This is a genomic window from Aeromonas sp. R6-2 (genome assembly GCF_040908155.1).
Lineage (GTDB): Bacteria > Pseudomonadota > Gammaproteobacteria > Enterobacterales > Aeromonadaceae > Aeromonas > Aeromonas schubertii.
In genome coordinates this window covers 1-19,605 of record NZ_JBFODE010000047.1, presented here as the reverse complement: position 1 = coordinate 19,605, position 19,605 = coordinate 1, and the positions used below count along the sequence as shown (strand labels likewise).

Below are 19,605 nucleotides of genomic sequence, written 5' to 3'. Positions count from 1 at the left end.
GAGTCTCTCATGCTGCCGTTTGTCGCCCTGCTCTCGGGCACCCTGTTTGGCCTTGGCCTGGCTATTTCGGGCATGGTGGATCCGGCCCGGGTCACCGGTTTTCTTGACCTGGCCGGTGCCTGGGATCCTGGCCTGGGTTTCGTGATGGGCGGGGCCCTGGCGGTCTTCCTGCCCGGTTACCTGCTGTGGGTGCGCCCCCGTCGCCAGAGCCTGCTTGGTCAGTCGCTCCCTCCCGTACCTGCGGCCCGCATTGACGCTCGTTTGCTTGGTGGTGCTGCCCTTTTCGGGGTAGGCTGGGGCATGGTGGGGATTTGTCCGGGGCCTGGCATCAGCCTGCTGGCCAGCGGCCACCCCCTCATCGTGCTGTTCGTGGCGGCCATGGGGGCCGGTCTGCTGCTGGTGGACCGACTCTTGGTGCCGCGCATTCTGGCCGCGCGCGCCTGACGCACGACCCACAGGGAGGTGAACCATGACGACGAGGATACACGCTCTGATGCTGGGGCTCTTGTTGACAGGGCCCCTCGAGGCCGAGGAGATGGTAACCCTGCAGGCGGAGCCGGTGGCGCGCTGGCTTACTCTGGATGGCCGGGTTGAGCCCATCAATCAGGGTACGGTTGCCGCTCAGACCAGTGGCCGCGTCGTGCGCATGCTGGTGGACGTCAACGATCGGGTCGAGGCCGGGGCACCACTGCTGGAGATCAGCGGCAACGAGCAGTCGGCCGCAGTGGAAGGGGCCAAGGCCAGGCTCGCCCGTGCCCAGGCTCAGCAGAGCGAGGCCGATCGCCAGCTCACCCGCTTTCAGGCTCTCTCGGTCAAGGGCGTGGTGACCCGCTCCCAGCTCGATAACGCCCAGGCCGCCGCCCTGGCGGCGCGGGCCGAGGTGAAGGCGGCCGACGCCGCCCTGGTTCAGGCGCGCGAGGCCTTTGGTTACACCCGGATCCTGGCCCCCTATGGGGGTGTGGTCACCGCCCGCCATGTGGAGCTGGGAGAGACGGTCGCCCCCGGCACACCGCTGCTCTCCGGCCTCTCCCTCGATGCCCTGCGGGTGGAGAGTGAATTGCCCCAATCGCTCCTCGGCAGCGCCGCCTTGCAGAGCGATGCCATCGAGGTGCTGTTGCCTGGCGGTGCAATACAACCGCTGCGCATCAAGCGCTTCGACTATGCCGATCCCCAGAGCCACACCTTTCGTCTGCGTCTCGACTTGCCCGAGCACCAGGCCGGGGTACTCCCGGGCATGTGGGTCAAGGTCCGGGTGCGTCTCGGTGAGCGCAACGCCTTGATGATACCGGCTGGTGCCTTGTTGCGTCAGGGGGAGCTCAGCGCCGTCTACCTGCGCCGTGGTGAGGCGTGGACCCTGACCCCGGTGCGGGTGGGGGAGAGCGAAGGAGAGCGCGTCGAGATCCTGGCCGGCCTCAAGGCCGGCGATCGCATCGCCGCCGATGCCTGGGCCCGGGTGCGGGAGGGCGATCATGAGCAGTGATCAGCCCCTCGGCATCGCCGGTCGCCTCGCCGCCGCCTTCCAGGGCAGCGCCATCACGCCACTGCTGGCTCTGGTGGCCCTGCTGCTCGGCCTGTTCGCCGTCATGGTGACCCCCAAAGAGGAGGAGCCGCAGATCGACGTCACCTTCGCCGACGTCTACATCCCATATCCGGGGGCCAGCGCGCGCGAGGTGGAGAACCTGGTCACCACCCCGGCCGAGCAGGTGATCTCCCAACTGGCCGGCATCGATACCCTCTACTCCTTCTCCCAGCCCGACGGTGCCCTCATCGTCGTGGTGTTCAAGGTGGGGGTGAAGCGGGAGCGGGCCATCGTCGATCTCTACAACCAGCTCTACGCCAACAAGGATTGGCTTCCCGCCGGTCTCGGCGTGGGGGAGCCCCTCATCAAGCCGCGCGGCATCGATGATGTGCCCATCGTCAGCCTCACCCTGTGGAGCAAGAGCCTGGGCGCCGCCGCCCTGACCCGCGCCGCCCACGAGCTCGAGACCGAGCTCAAGCGCCTGCCGGGCACCCGTGACATCACCACCCTGGGCGGGCACGACGAGGTGCTGAACGTGACCCTGGATCCCGCCGCCCTGGCGGCCCACGGCCTGACGCTGCAGGCGCTGAGCCAGCGACTCGGCGCCGCCAACCGGGTCGCGCCGCTGGCGGGCATCACCCAGGATAACCGGGAGTTCAAGGTACAGGCCGGCGCATTCTTGCACACGGCCGACGAGGTGGAGCAGTTGGTGGTTGGCGTGCAGGAGGGCAGACCCGTCTACCTGGGAGAGGTGGCCAACATTGGCCTCGGCGCGGCCCAGCCGACCCGCTTCGCCTGGTTTGCCACGCCTCAGGGCGGCCCCTATCCGGCGGTCACTCTCGCCATCGGCAAGCAGCCCGGGCAGAACGCGGTAGAGGTGGCCAGGCGTATCGAGGCGCGGGTGGCACAGCTTGAGGGTCGGTTGCTGCCGAGCGAAATCGAGGTGAGTGTCACCCGCGACTACGGGGTCACCGCCGCCGACAAGTCCAATACCCTGATCGGCAAGCTCATCTTCGCCACCGTGGCCGTGGTGCTGCTGGTGGTGGTCAGCATGGGCTGGCGCGAGGCTCTGGTGGTGGGGCTGGCGATTGTGATCACCCTGCTGCTCACCCTGTTTGCCTCCTGGGGCTGGGGTTTTACCCTCAACCGGGTGTCGCTGTTTGCCCTCATCTTCTCCATCGGCATTTTGGTCGATGACGCCATCGTGGTGGTGGAGAACATTCACCGTCACCGGGCGCTCTCCCCACGCCCCCTGCGCGAGCTTATCCCGGGGGCGGTAGACGAGGTGGGGGGGCCGACCATACTCGCCACCCTCACCGTCATCGCCGCCCTGCTGCCGATGGCGTTTGTCAGCGGCCTGATGGGCCCCTACATGAGCCCCATCCCCATCAACGCCAGCATGGGAATGCTGCTCTCCCTGCTGGTCGCCTTCATCTTCTCCCCCTGGCTCGCCGGACACCTGCTTGGCCATCACGCCCATCAGACGCCAACCGCCGGGAGTGGCACCCTGTTTGAGCGGCTGATGTCCCCCTTTCTCATCGGGGCGGGAGCGAGGCGGGCGCGGCGTCTGTTGTGGCTCGCCGTGATCCTGTTGGTGGGGGCGGCGGCCAGCCTGCCGGCGCTTCAGTGGGTGGTGCTCAAGATGCTCCCCTTTGACAACAAGTCCGAATTCCAGCTGGTGCTCGACATGCCCGAGGGGACCAGCCTGGAGCAGACCCAGCGCACCCTGATGGCGCTCGGCCGCGAGCTTGGCAAGGTGCCCGAGGTGAAGGACTACCAGATCTACGCCGGCACCGCGGCCCCCATCAACTTCAATGGCCTGGTGCGCCACTACTTCGTGCGTGGCGGTGCCAACGTGGGCGACATCCAGGTCAACCTGGTGGACAAGCACGCGCGCTCGCGCAGCAGCCACGCCATCGCCCGCGCCCTGCGCGAGCCCCTGCAGGCCATCGCCCGCGCCGAGGGGGGCAACCTCAAGGTGGTGGAGGTACCGCCCGGCCCGCCGGTCTGGTCACCCATACTGGCCGAGGTCTACGGTCCGACCGATGCCCTGCGTGCCCAGGGGGCCGAGCAGGTGATGACGGCCCTGCGCGAGACGCCGGATGTGGTCGACATCGACCTCTACCGACCCGATGCCCAGCCCCTGTGGCGCCTTGTCCTCGACCGCAGCAAGGCGGCCCGGCTCGGGGTGGATGCGCAAGAGGCGGTGGCCACCCTGGCCGCCGCAGTGGGAGACGCCGACGTCACCTGGCTGCACCGGGAGGAGGCCAAGTACCCGGTGCCGGTGCGCCTCACCCTGAGCCAGGCTGACCGGGTCGATCTCACCGGCGTGCTGGCCCTCAAGGTTCGCGGGGCCTCGGGGGTGCTTGTCCCCCTCTCGGAGGTCATCGAGCGGCGGGACGAGACCCTGCCCCCCTATATCACCCACAAGAACATGCTCCCCATGGTGATGGTGGTGGCCGACATGGCCGGCCCGCTCGACAGCCCCCTCTACGGCATGGTGGAGGCGGGCAGCCGTATCGCGTTGCCCCAGTACTATGTGCACCAGCCCAATGGCCCCGGAGAGGTGGCCATCCTGTGGGACGGGGAGTGGAAGGTGACCTATGAGACCTTCCGCGACATGGGGATCGCCTACGCCGTCGGCATGGTGCTTATCTACCTGCTGGTGGTGGCCCAGTTCCGCTCCTACCTGGTACCCCTCATCATCATGGCGCCCATCCCGCTCACCCTGATCGGTGTCATGCCGGGCCATGCCCTGCTCGGTGCCCAGTTCACCGCCACCTCGATGATCGGCATGATCGCCCTGGCCGGCATCATAGTGCGCAACAGCATACTGCTGGTGGACTTCATCGAGCTGGAGCGAGGCCAGGGCACCCCCTTCGAGCAGGCGGTGATCCGCGCCGCCCAGGTGCGCGCCAAGCCGATCCTGCTGACGGCGCTGGCGGCCATGATAGGCGCCCTGTTTATCCTGGATGACCCCATCTTCAACGGACTGGCCATTTCCCTCATCTTCGGGATCCTGGTCTCGACCCTGTTGACCCTGGTGGTGATACCCTTGCTCTATTACGCCCTGCTCGCGCGCCGGGGCTGATGGCGCGCCCCGGATGGGGAGACAGCCATGAGAAAATGGTGGTGGGGAGGCGGGGGCGCCGTGCTGGCGACCCTCGCCCTGGCCTGGTGGCTGCGCCCGGTGGCGGCGCCTGTCCCGCTGGTGAGCGTGGAGCGCGGCGAGGTGCGGGTCACGGTCGTCAACACCCGGGCCGGTACCATCAAGTCGTGTCGCCGCTCCGGCCTGAGCCTGCCGGGCGGCGGCGTGGTGAGCGAGGTGGCGGTGCAGGCGGGGGAGAGGGTCAAGCAGGGGCAGCTGCTGCTGCGCCTGTGGCGTGGCGATCTCGAGGCCGAGCTCGCCCGTGCCCGCGCCCAGGCCATTCTCGGGCGCACCGAGCGCACGCGCAGCTGCACCGAGGCCGAATTTTACCGGCGCGAGGCGGCGCGCCTGGCCACCCTGTTGGCCAAGAATCTCACCTCGCGCACCCTGGCCGAGCAGGCCCAGAATCTGGCCGACAGTCGCCGCCTCGCCTGCCAGGGGGCCCGCGATCAGCTGGGGGTGGATGCCGCCCAGGTGGCGCAGGTGCAGGCGCGCCTGGCCGAGCGCACCCTGCTTGCCCCCTTCGACGGGGTAGTGGCCGAGGTCAACAGCAAGCTCGGCGAATACATGACCCCCTCGCCCCCCGGGGTCGCCATGCCCCCCGTCATCGATCTCATCGACGATACCTGTCTCTATGTCTCTGCCCCCATCGACGAGGTGGACGCCGCCCGCCTGCGCCTCGGCCAGCCGGCCAGGGTACTGCTCGACGCCATGCCCGGGCGCGAGCTGGCGGCCAGGATCACCCGCATCGCCCCTTATGTGAAGGAGCTCGAGAAGCAGGCCCGCACCGTGGAGGTAGAGGCGGCCATCGAGGAGACGCTCACTGGCGCCCCCCTGCTGGTGGGCTACAGCGCCGATCTCGAGGTGACCACGGGGCGCGCCACCAGGACCCTGCGCATCCCCGCCAGCGCCCGGGCCGAGGATGGCAGCGTGCTGCGCCTGGAAGGGGATCGCCTGGTGCGCCTCACCCCGGAATGGGGGCTCGAGAGCTGGAACTGGGTTGAGGTGATTTCGGGGCTGGCCGAGGGGGACAGGCTCGCCGCCCAGCCCGCCCTCATCAAGGGGGAGGGGCCCTACCGCCCCGAGGGCGCCCATGAGTGAGCTCATTCGCCTCGAGGGGGTGTGCCGGCGCTTCAATCTGGGAGGCAGCGAGGTGCTGGCCCTCAATGGGGTAAGCCTCGCCATCGAGGCGGGGGAGTACCTGGCGGTGATGGGGCCCTCGGGCTCGGGCAAGTCGACCCTGCTCAACGTGCTGGGGCTGCTGGATCGGCCCGACGAGGGGGAGTACTGGCTCGAGGGGGCGCGCACCGCCCGCCTGACCGAGCCCGAGCTCGCCCGTCTGCGCGGTCAGGCCATCGGCTTCGTGTTCCAGTCGTTTCATCTGGTGCCGCGCCTTACAGCCTTCGAGAACGTGGCCCTGCCCCTGATGCTGGCCGGGATGGCCCCCGCCGAGCGAACGGCCCGGGTGGCGGCTCTGCTTGCCGAGCTTGGGCTCGGCGAGCGCGCCGACCACAGGCCTGCCGAGCTCTCCGGCGGCCAGCGCCAACGGGTGGCCATCGCCCGGGCCATGGTGACCCGGCCGCGCCTGCTGCTCGCCGATGAGCCGACCGGCAACCTGGATTCCCGCTCGGGGGAGGAGGTGATCGCCCTGCTCGAGCGCCTCAACCGCGAGCGCGGGGTGACCCTGGTGGTGGTGACCCACGACGAGCGGCTCGGGGCGCGGGCGGGGCGGCGCATCTCCATGAACGACGGCCGGCTGGAGTCCCCATGCTAGGACGCGATGCCATCGCCTTCGCCGCCACCGCCCTGCTGCGCCATCGCGGCCGCGCCCTGACCCTGATCGCGGCGGTGAGCCTGAGCGTCGCCTCGGTGCTGCTGCTCACGGCCCTGGGGGAGGGGGCGCGGCGCTACGTGGCGGCGGAGTTTGCCAGCCTCGGCAAGGATCTGCTGGTGATGTTCCCCGGCCGCAAGGAGACCCGGGGTGGCCTACCGCCCCTGACCGGCAACAGCCTGCGGGGCATCACATTGGAGGACGTGGACTTTCTCGCCCGGCGCGAACCGGCACTTCGCCTGGTGCCCTTGGTGCTCGGCACCGCCGAGGTGGCCGCCGGCGGGCGGCTGCGCAGCGCCATGGTGCTTGGCACCCGCAACGGGCTGCGCGAGACCCACGGCCTGACTCTCACCTCCGGCCGCTGGCTGCCGGCGGGCAGCCCGCCGGTGATCCTGCTCGGGGCCACGCTCTCGCGCGAGCTGTTCGGCGAGCGGGATCCGGTGGGGCTCTGGGTGCGTCTCGACGGGCGCCGCTACCGGGTGGTGGGGCGCTTTATCAGCCAGAGCAGCAACCTCGGCATGGATCTCGCCGAGACGGCCCTCATCCCGGTCGAGCGCTCCCTCACCCAGTTCAACACCGAGGGGCTGTTTCGCCTGGTGATCCAGCCCCTGGCCGGTCAGGGGCTGGACGCGCTGACGGCACGCCTCGAGCGGCTGATGCAGGCGCGTCACGGCACCCTGGACGTCACCCTGGTGCGGCGTGACGCCATGCTGGCGGCCTTCTCCTCCATCCTCGCCACCCTGACCCTGGCGGTGGCCGGCATCGGCGCCATCAGCCTGCTGGTGTCGGGCATCATGATGATGAACCTGGCTCTCATCAGCACCCGCCAGCGCACCGGCGAGATAGGCCTGCTCAAGGCGTTGGGGGCGGACGGCGCCACCATTCGCCGGCTGTTTCTGTGGGAGGCGCTGCTGCTCGCCGGGGGCGGCGGCCTGCTCGGGGTTGCGCTCGGTTACCTGCTGGTGGCGCTGGGCGGTGCGCTCTGGCCCGCCTTCCCCCTGGCGGTGCCCTGGCCGGCGCCCCTGATAAGCCTGCCGGCGGCGATCGCGGTGGGGCTCTTTTTCAGCTGGCTGCCGGCCAGCCGGGCGGCGCGTCAGGAGCCGGTCGGCAGCCTGCGCAGCGGCCAGTGGGGGGCCTGATGCGCGCCGGGGATCTGATGGCCTGGCTGTGGCGCGCCCTTGGGGCCGCCGGCAGCCGCAGCCTGCTCTCGGCGCTCGGCATCGCCATCGGCATCGCCGCCGTCACCCTGCTCACCGGCATCGGCGAGGGGCTGCGCCTCTACCTGCAAGGGAGCTTCGCCCAGTTTGGCACCCGGCTGGTGGCGGTCACCCCGGGCAAGACCCAGACCGGCGGTGGTCCCCCGGGTCTGCTCTCGAGCAGCCGGCCGCTGCTGTTGCTGGACGCCGAGGCCCTGGCTCGCCTGCCCGGGGTGGAGTCGGTGCTGCCTGTGGTGCAGGGGCAGGGGGAGGTGCGCAGCCAGGGGCTGACCCGCAGCACCGCCATCCTGGGTACCGGCTCGGCGGCGCTGGCCGGCTGGCGCCTGACCCTGGCCGAGGGGCGCTTCCTGCCGGCCGAGCAGGGGGCCATGCCGCGCGCCCTGACGGTACTGGGGGCCAGGGTGGCGGCCGAGCTGTTCCCCCGCGGCGGCGCGGCGGGGAGTCTGATCCGGGCCGGCGATCGGCGCTTTCGGGTGGTGGGGGTGCTGGCCCCCAAGGGGCAGTTCCTCGGCTTCGATCTCGACGACATGATCTATGTGCCGGCGGCCCACGCCCAGGCCCTGTTCAACCGGGAGGGGCTGCAGGAGATAGACCTCGTCTACGGGGCTGGAGAACTCGAGTCCGTGGTGCTGGAGCGGGTGCGACACCTGCTCATCGCCCGCCACGGGGCGGAGGATTTCACCCTGCTCTCCCAGCAGGAGATGCTGGCGAGCCTCGACAAGATACTGGCGATGGTGAAGCTCGCCATCGGTGGGCTCGGGGTGGTGTCGCTGCTCATCGGGGCGGTCGGCATCTTCAGCATCATGAGCATCAGCCAGCAGGAGCGAGTTCCCGAGATTGGCCTGCTGATGGCCCTCGGCAGTCCGCGCCGCCAAATTCTCACCCTGTTTTTGCTCGAGGCCATGGTGCTGGCCCTGGCGGGGGGGCTACTCGGGCTCCTGCTGCTGTTTGGGGCCAGCCTGCTGACCGGCTGGTTGCTGCCGGCCCTGCCGTTGGCGCTGCACCCCCTCTATCTGCTGCTGGCGCTGGCGGGCAGCGCCCTGGTGGGGCTGCTCGCCGGGGTGGCGCCGGCCCTCAGGGCGGTGCGCCTCGACCCCGTCGTGGCCCTGCGCGGTGACTAGGGCCCGCGGCGCAGGCTGCGCACCAGAGAGAAGTAGCGACGATCGCACTGGCTCATATGGCCAACGACCAGATCCTGAATAACGAAGTTGAGTAACTGATCTCCCCCCAGCTCACCGCTGCGCGCCGCCGCGAGCAGTCTCTCGGCCTCCAGGAGCAGCTCCTGGTGGGCCTGATGGTGATCGGCCAGATCCCGGTAACCGAGGTGGCTCAGCACCTCTTCCTCGTAGGCGAAATGGTGGCGAGTGGCCTCGACCAGGGCACGCAGCGCCTCGAGGAAGGGGGCCGGGCTCTGTTCACGCTCCTGGGCCCGCTCCAGCAGCCGGTTGGTGAGGACCAACAGCTGGCGGTGCTCGGCATCCAGACGAGGGTGGCCACACTCCTGGCTGGCACTCCAGTTCAGGGTCTCCTGGTTGGGATCCAGAGCCTGGCTGTAGAGGGCGACCCGGCCACGACCATTGCGCTTGGCCTGATACATGGCCTGATCCGCATGGTGCATCAGCTCGCGGGCACTCTTGCCGTGCTCGGGATAGAGGGCGACCCCTATGCTGCTGGAGATGTGGAGAGTCTCGCCACTGGCCATGTGGAAGGGGATGGCGAGATTGTGATGCAGGGTGTCGGCCAGGGAGAGGGCCTCATCCCCCATGCCAGGCAACAGCATGACGAATTCATCACCGCCGAGGCGGGCCACCAGATCCTGGGCCCGTACCGTATCGAGCATGCGCTCGGCCACCAGCACCAACAGGGCATCCCCCACCTCATGGCCCAGGGTGTCGTTGATGGGTTTGAAGTGATCGAGATCGATAAACACGATGGCCAGGGGCTCTCCCCGGGTCAGCGCCTCACCCAGCCTGCGCTGCAGCAGCCGTCGATTGGGCAGGTTGGTGAGCTGATCGTGAAAGGCGAGGCGCTGCATCATCTCTTCGTGCTCGATGCGCTCGCTGATATCGCGGGTCACGCCCAATATGGCGTGAGGGCGCCCTCTCTGATCCCCGTGCAGGGTGGTGGTGACCTCTGTGGTGACCAGGTGGCCTCGCCTGTGGTAGAGGGCGAGTCGCAGCAGCTGGCGAGTCTGTCGATAGGCCCCCTGATCCCAGGCCACCAGGGCTTCTTGCAGTCGTTTCTGCAGATCCAGCAGGGAGCCGTCTGTCATCAGTTGCTGCAGGGGGAGGGCCATCGCCTCGCCCGGGGTCAGCTCCAGCAGGTGACGGATGGCCGGACTGATATAGGTAAAGCGCAGGGTGGCCACGTCCATGGTCCAGATCACGTCGGCACTGTTCTCGGTCACGAAGCGGTAGTGCTGCTCTCGCTCGGCCAGTTCACCGGTGAGGCGCTGGCGTTGGCGGCTCTCCCGCTTAAGGCGCAGGTAGAGATGGCAGAAGATGATCAGGGTCAGGCCCAGCAGGATGGCGATAAGGATGCCGATGGCGAGGGTGCGATCGAACGCCATGGCTTGCAGTCTGAACTGGCGAGCCGCCGGATCATAGAGAAAGCGGGTCAGATCGGGGATCGCCGTGATGAGGCCCAGGCTGCGGTAAGTCTCACCGATGGCCCGCCATCGCTCCGGCTGCATATAGCCGGGCTCTATCACCTCGGGCTCCATCAACTTTCCGGTCTCGCGAGCCTCAAACTCCAGCGCGGCGCGGCCGAAGCTGCTGGGGTGATTGGCCAGCAGCCAGTCGATCACCCGATCGGGGTTATCGAGGGCGTAACGCCACCCCTTGAGGGTTGCCTCGCGAAAGGCGTGCACCCGCTTTGGGTGGAGTGCCAGCTCCTTGTCTGTGGTGAAGAGCACATCCCCGTAGAAGTCGATCCCCGCATCCCGTGGCGTGAAGAGGCGATAGGGGATGCCGAGGGCCGTGAGTTGGTAAGGCTCGTCGGTGCTGTAGGCGCTCATGGCATCCACCCTGCCATCCAGCAGGGGGGTCAGATCCTGGGTGTGGGGCTGCTGGCTGGCCGGGGTCACCCGGTTTCGCAGCAGCATGGCGGTGAGCTCTTCCCCATGGGGCTCCAGCATCAGCCGTTTGCCCGCCAGATCCTTAAGCTGCTGCAGATCGTCGCGCTCCAGGGTCAACAGCGTCATGGGGGAGTGTTGGAAGATGGCCGCCAGGGCCACCACTGGCTGGCCTGCGGCGCGGGCTCGCAGCAGATCGCTGCCACCGATGCCGTAGTTGGCCTGACCGCTGAGCACCAGGGCGACCACGTCGGTGGAGGGGGGGGCCTCCTTGAGGGTCACATCCAGCCCAGCCGCTTTATAAAAGCCCTGGAACTGGGCGGCATAGAGGCCGGCAAACTGGAACTGATGGTGCCATTTGAGCTGGACTGTTACCCGCTCGAGGGGGAACGCTGCCGGTGAGAAAAGCAAGGAGAGCAGGAGTAGCAGCCGCGCAATGGCTTCTCCCGCAGTGGTGGAAAACACGATGGAGTTGCCCAGCGTCATACTGCCTCTCTCGTCGAAGCCGGCCTTGTTATAAGGTCAATCAAATTGCGGTTGCCTGCAATAAATCTCTGCACCCCGGCCCTTTAACAGGGAAAGAAGATGCTATTTTTGGGTCGTTGGTCACAATAAATAGTGCTAGTTTGTTTTTTATGGCTTCGATGGGCTATGAGTGAGTTTCGTACGGAGATCGCATGGTCGGTATTTTAATCAAACTTGTCTTAAATGGAGCCCTTAAAGAGGTGAATTAATCTTCGTTTAGTGCTTTTATGCGTCAATACTTGGCGCTGTCATGTTATTGATGGTTTTGTTATTTTTGCCATCCCTGTTATGGAATGGATGATTCGGATAACAAAAACTAGGGGAAGCCATGAGGAATTGTCGGTGTTAAGTCGAGGGGCCTGAGGCGTATAACTGCGCTACCCGAAAGCTGGAACATCATAACAATGCATCATTTACTCTATCTGCAAGACGAAGCGGTGAACGCCGTTTCCCCCGGTTTCTCCCGTCTCTTTGCCTCGGTCAAGGCCAACTACTTCTCTCGTGACCCCGATCTCTGGCCCGTCTATCGTGAACCCGGTTTTGCCGCCCTCAATGCCTTTCGTGCCCGTGCCCTGGCCCCGTCGGAGCGCCTCAACGCCTGGCCGGATGGCCAAGCCCGCCTCGCCGATCTGTGTGAGACCATGCCGGTGCCGGCCGCCATGCGCGATCCGAGAACGCCTCTTGACGAGCTGATCTTCGCCGGCGCCCTCTCCAAGGACTGGGAGAATCCCTCCAGCGTCGAGAACGTGGTCACCATGCCGGCGGATCCCGCCATCTATGGTGCCCAGATGGGCATCCTCGCCAACCCCAACCTGGTCTACTCGGAGTATGCCGGGGTGGCCGAGGAGCTGGAGAAGAAGGTAGTGCGCCAAATCGCCCTGTTGGCGGGCTATGACCCGGAGCGCGCCACCGGCATCTTCACCCAGGGGGGGACCTTCTGTAACCTCTACGGCTACCTGCTCGGCATTCGCAAGAGCCTGCCCGAGGCCAAGCACAAGGGGCTCGGCCACTATCAGGACTACCGCATCATCAACTCCCAGGGCGGCCACTACTCCAACATCACCAACCTCTCCCTGCTCGGGGTGGACATCGACAACAAGACCATCCGTATCCAGGTGGGCGAGAACAACGACATCGATCTGGCCGATCTCGAGCGCACCCTGACCGCCTGTTTTGCCCTGAAGCATGTGGTGCCGACCATCATGCTCACCATGGGCACCACCGACACCTTCGGGGTGGATCGGGTGAAACCCGTGGTCGAGCTGCGCGATCGCCTGTGCGAGCGCTTCGAGGTGGCGGTCAAGCCCCATATCCACGTGGACGCGGCTATCGGCTGGTCGATGATCTTCTTCCTGGGTTACGATTTCGCCGCCAACCCGCTGGCCATCAACGCCGCCACCCTGGCCGGGATTGAGCGCAACGTGGCACGCTTTGCCGAGCTGAAATTCGCCGATTCGTTCACCGTCGACTTCCAGAAGTGGGGCTATGTGCCCTACACCTCCAGCCTGGTGATGATAAAAGAACAGGACGATCTCAAGGCGATGGAGAACGACCCGGAGAACTTCTCCTATTTTGAGCGCGACATCCAGGGCCACACCCACTTGCAGTCCACCATAGAGTGCTCTCGCGGGGCGAGCGGTCTGTTTGGTGCCTACGCGGCGCTTAACTACATGGGGGTCGAGGGGTATCGCATCGTGCTGGCCCACTGCCTGCAAAATGCCAACTACTTCCGCTTTCGCCTGAGCCAGCTTGGCAACGTCAAGCTGGTGGCCCAGGAGAACCAGGGGCCGAGCGTGGGCTTCAAGATCTACAACCCCGAGTGGGTCAGCGATCCGGAGGCCGAGTTCGCCTTCGAGCTGGCCCGCTCCAACGACCCCGCCTACCGGGCTCGTCTGGCCCGTAATACCGATTGGCACCGCAGCCTGTTCAAGGGGCGTGGCAAGGTGGGGCTCTTCACCAACTGGGTGGAGGCGGCGGCCCGCTCCGACTACGACGAGCGCGGACGTTACTCTTACATCGCCGGGGAGAAGGCGGTGTTTATGAACCCCGCCTGCACCCGGGCACAGATCGATGCCTTTATCGACCATATCAGGGGATAAGCAGAAGAGAAGGCGAGCCGGGCTCGCCTTCTTTATCCCTGACCGGGTAATCATATCGGGCCGAGGGAGGCGCTACCGGCTCAGTGTGCTCATCACTCACGACGAGCCTCATCGGTATCCCTTGGCAGCATATTCATTCCAATGTTTAGCATTTTAATCACCCAGGGTTGATCTGTTTTCAGACAATAGGCTACAGCCCTTTAAAATGGGTGTTTGATAGCATCCCTTTATTGTGATGTTAAAAAAATGTAGTGAAAGGGGTTGATATATTAAACGGCCAAGGCAGACTGGAGATAAGCGCGCTCCCATCGGATCGCGTCGCGCCATCGCCAGGCCATCTGTCACATGGCAGCCCGGGCGGGAGTGTCCGGGTCGGCGCGAACCAGACTACTGACAGGGAAATGCAGGTGATTTATGCCAAACACTCTCCCACTCTCCTCACATGGTCAGCTCGCCCATGCCAGACCCCAGGGACAGGGCAAGCGCAAGCCGACCGTATTGATGACCATGGGCAGCCAGGCCCGTGCCGGTCACGACTATCAGGTAATGACGCACAAGTACATCCTGCCCCTGGTGGAGCAGTCCGGCTGTGTGCCGCTACTGGTGCCCACCTGCTGTGGCGTGGATGATCTGGATCACTATCTGGATATGGCCGATGGCCTCTATCTGACCGGCGCCGGCTCCAACATCGATCCTGGGCTTTATGGCCAGGAGAATCTGACGCCGGAGAAGCAGCAGGATCAGGAGAGGGACAGGGTCGATATCGCCCTCATCCACGGCGCTCTGGCTCGTGGGCTGCCCATCTTTGGCATCTGCCGTGGCATGCAGGAGCTCAACGTTGCCCTGGGCGGCGATCTCTATCAGAAGGTCTACAGCGAAAAGGAGTATGAGGATCACCGGGAGGACAGCACGGCTTCGGTGGACGAGCAGTATGGCGAGAGCCACGCCATCACCCTGGTCGAGGGAGAGTGGCTGCGCCAGGTGCTCGGCAGCGATACCATCATGGTGAACTCACTGCATGGCCAGGGGCTATGCCGTCTGGGCGAGGGGTTACACCCTCTGGCCTATGCGGAGGATGGTCTGGTCGAGGCGGTGGGAATGAAGGGAGGGGCCTTCGTGTTGGGGGTGCAGTGGCACCCGGAGTGGAAGGCCAGCGAGAATCCCTACTCGATCCGTCTCTTCAAGGCATTTGGTGAGGCGTGTCGTGCCCGCACCGTGCAGCGCAAGCCCAGACTGGAGGCCGTGAGCTAACCCCAGCGATAGCATCCCATATAGAGGTTGCCCAGATCCCAGCTCTCGTGCAGCCGGGTCCATGGCGCCTCTCCCGCTGCACCCAGTGCGACGAAGAGGGGTCTGAGGTGATCGTCCACCGGGTGCGCGAGCACCGCATGGGGGGCCTGAGCGCGGTACTCCAGCAGTGCTCCTTTATCGTGGTCTTGCAGCTTCGCTTCCAGCCAGTCGATGAAGTGGCTGGCCCAGGGATCCGGCTCGCCCCCACGCCACTTCAGGGCGCCCAGATTGTGGGTCAGGGAGCCGGATGCCACTATCCCTATCCCTTCGTGACGCAGCATCGAGAGGCGCTCACCCAGTGCCCACAGGGCCGCCGGTGACCACGGCTCGGGGAGGGATATCTGCAGCAGGGGTATCTTTCCCTGCGGATCCATCAGGGAGAGGGGAGACCAGACTCCGTGATCGAAGGGGCGGGGGGAAACCTGCGCATCGAGCAGACCGGCAACACGCTCAACCAAGGCGTCGGTGCTCTTCCCGGGCCAGCGTATTTGGTAGAGAGGGTCGGGAAAACCGTAGAAGTCGTACATCAGTTCATGCCCGGACGAGCAGCCTATCTGCGGCGCCTGGCTATACCAGTGCGCCGAGAGAACCGCCAGGGCTTGGACCCGCTCCAGTCTCGCCGTCTCGAGAAAGGCGCAGGCCGGCGGGCGACGCAGCACCAGATCCGGTGAGCCGTGGGAGATAAACCAGACGGGGGCGGGATAGGACATGGTGCCAGGCCTCTTCGTGCAGTGCTTCTCGGAGCATAAGCCCGACCGGAAGAACAGAGAAGCACAACGTGATTGATGGGCTGACAGAGTGGTGATTGCAGGTTAATCTGTGAGGACAACTGTTCACCATTTCAGGAGTGGGCCAGGGACGCCCCATCCATCAGGATGAATTTACACTTCTCAGAATTCTTCGATCCGGATCTGACACTCATCCGCGACTTCTACGAGCGGGTCTTCTCCCGCTACGACCCGGATCTGTCGGAGCGGATCTTCGTTGCGAAGGATTCCCACTGGCTGGTGGGGGTGCTGCGTATGCGCGCCGAGGAGGGCTACTACCACCTCTGCGGCCTGCAACTGCTCCCCCACTATCAGCACAGGGGAATAGGCTCCCTGCTGTTGCAGCATGCCTGCGAGACTCTGGGGGATCGTCCCGTACTCTGTCAGGTGCTCCCGTTCGAGCGAGATTTTTACCTGCGCGCCGGATTTTTGCGTTGTGAACTCCCCCAACTCCCCGAGCCCATGCGCTCCCGGGTCAGCGGTCAGGTGGAGCTCGGCTACTGTGTCGAACCCCTGATCCGCCATCGTTGCTCCGCCTGATCCCGTTTAGCCTCTCTCCTTGCCCACCGTCTCCTTGAGCGTCAGCTTCAGCTTGCCAGGCAGCACCTCGATACCGTTCAGATTGTCGCGCCACCAGCGGGTGCGGGCATCCTTGCCATCGAGGCGATAGACCGGTTGCCCCTGAAGCCGCTGTTGCAGGCTCTGTAGCAGCAGGTTGACCATGATGCCGTACTGTTGCTGGGCCTCTTTGGGCTCCATTCGATATTCAACTACCCTGGCCTCGTCCAGATAGAGAGCGTGGCTTTGGGCCTCGTAGCGGGGTTTGCCATCCAGGGTCACAAAGAGGCGCGCATCGACGGGGGGCTTGTTGCCCATGGTGATGGTGGCGGTGCCCCTGCCGGTGACCCTGGCCATGCCGGGTTGCTGGCGGCCGAGTTCGACCTCCCCTTCGGTCAGTTGCAGGCGCGCATCGAAGAGCCCCTTCATCTGAACCTGTCGTTCGATCTGTCCCTTCTGATTGAGCAGGGTGGTCAGCTGCTGTTCGCTGACTTCACTCTGTCCTGGTGTCAGGAGGGCCAGGCTCAGTAGCAGAGATTGGAGAACCATATGAATAACCTGATAGTATGGGGGCGCAAAGCATACCACAGCTTCAGTGGCCTGCTCTGCGTCCTCTCTCTGGTCCCATATAAGGAGCGAGTTTGTTCAACGGTGTTGAAAAAGAGCTGCACGATCTCGTCACCCATTTTTTAGGCCTGTTGCTGCTGCTGTTTCATACGGTCATCGTGGCGGGTGTCTCCCTGCGAGTGATCTTCAAACGACGCCCGATAGGGGTCTCTCTGGCCTGGCTCTCCCTCATCTATGCCATTCCCTTTGCCGGGGTCGGTTTCTATATCCTGTTTGGGGAGATCCGTCTCGGTCGCCGCCGTGGTGAGCGAGCCAAGACCATGTACACCCCTTATGCGGTCTGGATCCGTCAGCTGGCCGGTCGCTTTCCCCAGTATCGATGCCAGGTGGGTGACAAAGCCGCGCCCCTGCACGATCTGGTGCAGGGGCGCCTCGGCATGCCCATGCTCTCGGGCAATCGCATGACCCTGCTCGATCACCCGGAGCGGATCCTGGGTGAAATCGCCGGCGATATCCGTCAGTCGACCCTGTCGTGCTATCTGGAGTTCTACATCTGGCATCCGGGAGGCTGGGCCGACGAGGTTGGCGAGGCGCTTATCGAGGCATCCCGACGCGGCGTGGATTGTCGCGTGCTGCTCGACTCGGTGGGGAGCAAGGCCTTCTTTCGCTCCCCCTGGCCCGGACGTTTTCGCGAGGCCGGGGTTCGTCTCATCGAGGTATTGCCGGTAGGGGCATGGCGCATCCCCTTCCAGCGCCAGGATTTGCGCATGCATCGCAAGCTGGTGGTGATCGACGACAAGGTGGGCTACACCGGCTCCATGAACATGGTCGATCCGCGTTTCTTCAAGCAAGATGCCGGGGTGGGCCAGTGGGTCGATATCATGCTCAGGGTTCAGGGGCCCATGGTGCCCCTCATGTGGTCCCTGTTCGTGTGGGACTGGGAGATGGAGAGCGGTGAGCGCCTGCTCGACAGCCTGCAGCATCAGCCCGAGGCCTGGCCCCTTATCAATGTGCGCACCCAGCTCATCCCCTCCGGCCCCTTCGAGGGGGGGGACTGTATCCAGCAGATCCTGCTGCTCTCCATCTATCAGGCCAGGGAGCGCATCATGCTGACGACCCCCTACTTCGTGCCCGACGATCCCCTGGCGGCCGCCTTGCGCTCGGCCGCCGACCGAGGGGTACAGGTGCAGCTTATCCTGCCCCATCGCAACGACTCCCGGCTCGCCCACCATGCGGGGAATGCCTTCCTTGAGGAGCTTCTCGAGTCTGGTGTGGAGATCTATCGCTATGATGCCGGCCTGCTGCATACCAAGAGCGTCCTGGTGGATGGCGATTTTGCCCTGGTCGGTACGGTCAATCTCGACCGGCGCAGCCTCTGGCTCAACTTCGAGATGACCCTGCTGGTGGACAACCCGGCCTTCGTCGGACAGCTTCGCCAGCTGGTCGAAGGTTATATGGAGAAGGCGAGCCCCATGAATCTGGCCCAGTGGCGCCGGCGCAGCTGGTATCGGCGCATGATGGAAAATCTCTGTTACCTCTTTAGCCCCCTGCTTTGAGTGCTTGTCATCGCGCCTGTCGCTTCGTAGAGTGCCTGCTGTCGTTTGATCACAGGATGAAAAAGAATGAAAAAGAGGGTGACGGGTGGTGTGGCCGTGCTGTTGCTGGCCGGTGCGGCTGGCAGTTGTTGGTATACGGGGCAGCGGATCGACGAGCAGATCCCTGTGCAGTTTGCCAAGATCCACCAGGAGACAGGCCTGCAACTGGAGTGGCTGCCGGCGGAGTCGGGTCTGTTTCGACGGGACGGGGACGTGGTTCTGACCCTCTCTCCCGAGTTGTTGCAGAGCCTCGGAGCTCCGGCCGGCGATGACAAGGCTCTGCGACTCTACCTTCACAGCCGCACGACCATCTTTCCCCTCTATGGGCGCACCCGGGTGACCCTCGACAAGGAGCGTGGGGATCTCGCTGCCCTGCTCAAGGAGCTGGGGCTACAGGCGTGGGAGCCCATTCTGGAGAGCAGGACCAGCTACTGGAATGGACGCAACGCCAGTCGCCTGACGATGCCCGAGGTCACACTCGACGAGCAGGGCAGCAGCATAGCGTTGCACCCTCTGACCCTCAACTTCAGCGGCGATCTGAAAGGCAGTGGCCGCCTCACCTTCGATTGGCAAGGGCTGCGTTATCGGGAGAGTGACGAGCCCATCGAGCTGACCCTGGAGGGGGCAAGTGGCAGTGCGGATCTCGACAGGATTGCCGGTCTTGTCATGGTTCCCGCCAGTGAGGGCAAGGTGGCCTCTCTCTCCCTGTCGGCCGGGGAGGCGTTCACCCTGAAGGCTCGGGGCCTGCACTCCAGCTCACGGCTGGAGGGGGACGATGCCGATACTCTGGGCAGCCAGTACGAGACCGGTCTTGAGCGCCTCGATCTGGAGATGGAAGGGGAGAGTATTGCCCTGAGTGAGGGGATCCTCTCCATGCGCCTCAAGGGGATGGATCTGGAGGGGTATCGTGCCCTGCAGCAGGCCAACGGTGCCGACCTGGATCCTGCCAAGCTGGAGCAGGCCCTCGATCAACTGCTGGGCAGGGGGATGACCCTGGAGCTGGATCGTCTGTCGGCCCGTATCAATGGTGAGCCGGTGACCATAAAGGGAAATCTGGTGCTCTCCTCCACCACTCTGGCACAGTTGACCAACGGGGTGGATGGATGGCGCGCCCTCTCCGGCCAGTTTGATGCGAGCGTGTCGGGCAAGTTGGGGGAGGCGCTGCCCCAGGCGGCCCCCCTGCTGCGCAACCTGACCGGCATGGGCTACTTCAAGCCCGCCGGTGATACCTTGAAGGCCGAGGTCATCCTCTCCCGGGGCAGGGTGACCATCAATGGCCTGCCGGCCATGTAAAGACCGTCAAGAAAGGCGCCCCCGGGCGTAATGCCAGTCAGTTAAGACTGACTGGCATTGTTTTTATTGGATTTTTTTACGCTGTACTTCTGCGGTCTTGGCTTCACGCAGCGGGGGTAACTT

At 65.2% G+C, this 19,605-nt stretch carries 15 protein-coding genes; 12 read left to right on the top strand and 3 right to left on the bottom strand.

The features are described 5' to 3' along the window. The first annotated feature begins 9 nt into the window (after nt 1-9). From AB5Y48_RS12760 to AB5Y48_RS12730, 7 genes are all read left to right on the top strand, one after another. Entirely contained in the window at nt 10-444 is a 435-nt protein-coding gene (locus AB5Y48_RS12760; protein WP_060585143.1) for a DUF6691 family protein, read from the top strand. A gap of 91 nt (nt 445-535) precedes the next feature. Next, complete coding sequence (locus AB5Y48_RS12755; protein ID WP_368164715.1) at nt 536-1,480, top strand: efflux RND transporter periplasmic adaptor subunit; 945 nt, start codon at nt 536-538, stop codon at nt 1,478-1,480. Continuing rightward, nucleotides 1,470-4,610, top strand: a complete 3,141-nt coding sequence (locus tag AB5Y48_RS12750) for an efflux RND transporter permease subunit (RefSeq protein WP_368164692.1) — start codon at nt 1,470-1,472, stop codon at nt 4,608-4,610. The genes AB5Y48_RS12755 and AB5Y48_RS12750 overlap by 11 nt, the downstream gene beginning before the upstream one ends. Before the next feature lie 27 nt (nt 4,611-4,637). Next, nucleotides 4,638-5,768: an efflux RND transporter periplasmic adaptor subunit gene (locus AB5Y48_RS12745; protein ID WP_368164690.1), complete on the top strand. Its 1,131-nt coding sequence runs from the start codon at nt 4,638-4,640 to the stop codon at nt 5,766-5,768. Beyond that, on the top strand, nt 5,761-6,441 hold the full coding sequence (locus AB5Y48_RS12740) for an ABC transporter ATP-binding protein (RefSeq protein ID WP_060585157.1): 681 nt from the start codon (nt 5,761-5,763) through the stop codon (nt 6,439-6,441). Before AB5Y48_RS12745 ends, AB5Y48_RS12740 begins: the two co-directional genes overlap by 8 nt. Then, complete coding sequence (locus tag AB5Y48_RS12735) at nt 6,435-7,637, top strand: ABC transporter permease (protein ID WP_368164688.1); 1,203 nt, start codon at nt 6,435-6,437, stop codon at nt 7,635-7,637. The genes AB5Y48_RS12740 and AB5Y48_RS12735 overlap by 7 nt, the downstream gene beginning before the upstream one ends. Continuing rightward, the gene (locus tag AB5Y48_RS12730; RefSeq protein WP_368164687.1) at nt 7,637-8,836 is read left to right on the top strand and encodes an ABC transporter permease; all 1,200 of its coding nucleotides are present in this window, start codon (nt 7,637-7,639) and stop codon (nt 8,834-8,836) included. The genes AB5Y48_RS12735 and AB5Y48_RS12730 overlap by 1 nt, the downstream gene beginning before the upstream one ends. Here the strand turns inward: AB5Y48_RS12730 and AB5Y48_RS12725 are convergent. Further along, nucleotides 8,833-11,274 (bottom strand): diguanylate cyclase, encoded by a 2,442-nt coding sequence (locus AB5Y48_RS12725; RefSeq protein WP_368164685.1) that lies wholly within the window; start codon nt 11,272-11,274, stop codon nt 8,833-8,835. The genes AB5Y48_RS12730 and AB5Y48_RS12725 overlap by 4 nt on opposite strands. Before the next feature lie 443 nt (nt 11,275-11,717). Between AB5Y48_RS12725 and AB5Y48_RS12720 the strand changes: the two genes are divergently transcribed. After that, nucleotides 11,718-13,412 carry a pyridoxal-dependent decarboxylase gene (locus AB5Y48_RS12720; protein WP_224162168.1) on the top strand — a complete coding sequence of 565 codons (1,695 nt, stop codon included), beginning with the start codon at nt 11,718-11,720 and terminating at the stop codon, nt 13,410-13,412. A gap of 501 nt (nt 13,413-13,913) precedes the next feature. Next, nucleotides 13,914-14,663, top strand: coding sequence for a gamma-glutamyl-gamma-aminobutyrate hydrolase family protein (locus AB5Y48_RS12715; RefSeq protein WP_368164713.1), 750 nt, complete (start codon nt 13,914-13,916; stop codon nt 14,661-14,663). Here the strand turns inward: AB5Y48_RS12715 and AB5Y48_RS12710 are convergent. After that, nucleotides 14,660-15,412 (bottom strand): class III extradiol ring-cleavage dioxygenase, encoded by a 753-nt coding sequence (locus AB5Y48_RS12710; RefSeq protein WP_368164684.1) that lies wholly within the window; start codon nt 15,410-15,412, stop codon nt 14,660-14,662. The genes AB5Y48_RS12715 and AB5Y48_RS12710 overlap by 4 nt on opposite strands. 165 nt (nt 15,413-15,577) lie before the next feature. Here AB5Y48_RS12710 and AB5Y48_RS12705 point away from each other — a divergent pair, with 165 nt between their 5' ends. Further along, nucleotides 15,578-16,009 (top strand): GNAT family N-acetyltransferase, encoded by a 432-nt coding sequence (locus AB5Y48_RS12705; RefSeq protein ID WP_050664584.1) that lies wholly within the window; start codon nt 15,578-15,580, stop codon nt 16,007-16,009. Between the two features lie 6 nt (nt 16,010-16,015). Here AB5Y48_RS12705 and AB5Y48_RS12700 read toward each other — a convergent pair whose 3' ends face one another. Then, nucleotides 16,016-16,576 carry a DUF1439 domain-containing protein gene (locus AB5Y48_RS12700; protein WP_224159817.1) on the bottom strand — a complete coding sequence of 187 codons (561 nt, stop codon included), beginning with the start codon at nt 16,574-16,576 and terminating at the stop codon, nt 16,016-16,018. Between the two features lie 92 nt (nt 16,577-16,668). Between AB5Y48_RS12700 and cls the strand changes: the two genes are divergently transcribed. Both cls and AB5Y48_RS12690 read left to right on the top strand, forming a co-directional pair. Next, the gene (gene cls / locus AB5Y48_RS12695) at nt 16,669-18,150 is read left to right on the top strand and encodes a cardiolipin synthase (protein ID WP_050664586.1); all 1,482 of its coding nucleotides are present in this window, start codon (nt 16,669-16,671) and stop codon (nt 18,148-18,150) included. A 66-nt stretch (nt 18,151-18,216) separates the two neighbouring features. Further along, nucleotides 18,217-19,482, top strand: a complete 1,266-nt coding sequence (locus AB5Y48_RS12690; RefSeq protein WP_368164682.1) for a DUF945 family protein — start codon at nt 18,217-18,219, stop codon at nt 19,480-19,482. Nucleotides 19,483-19,605: the final 123 nt, after the last annotated feature.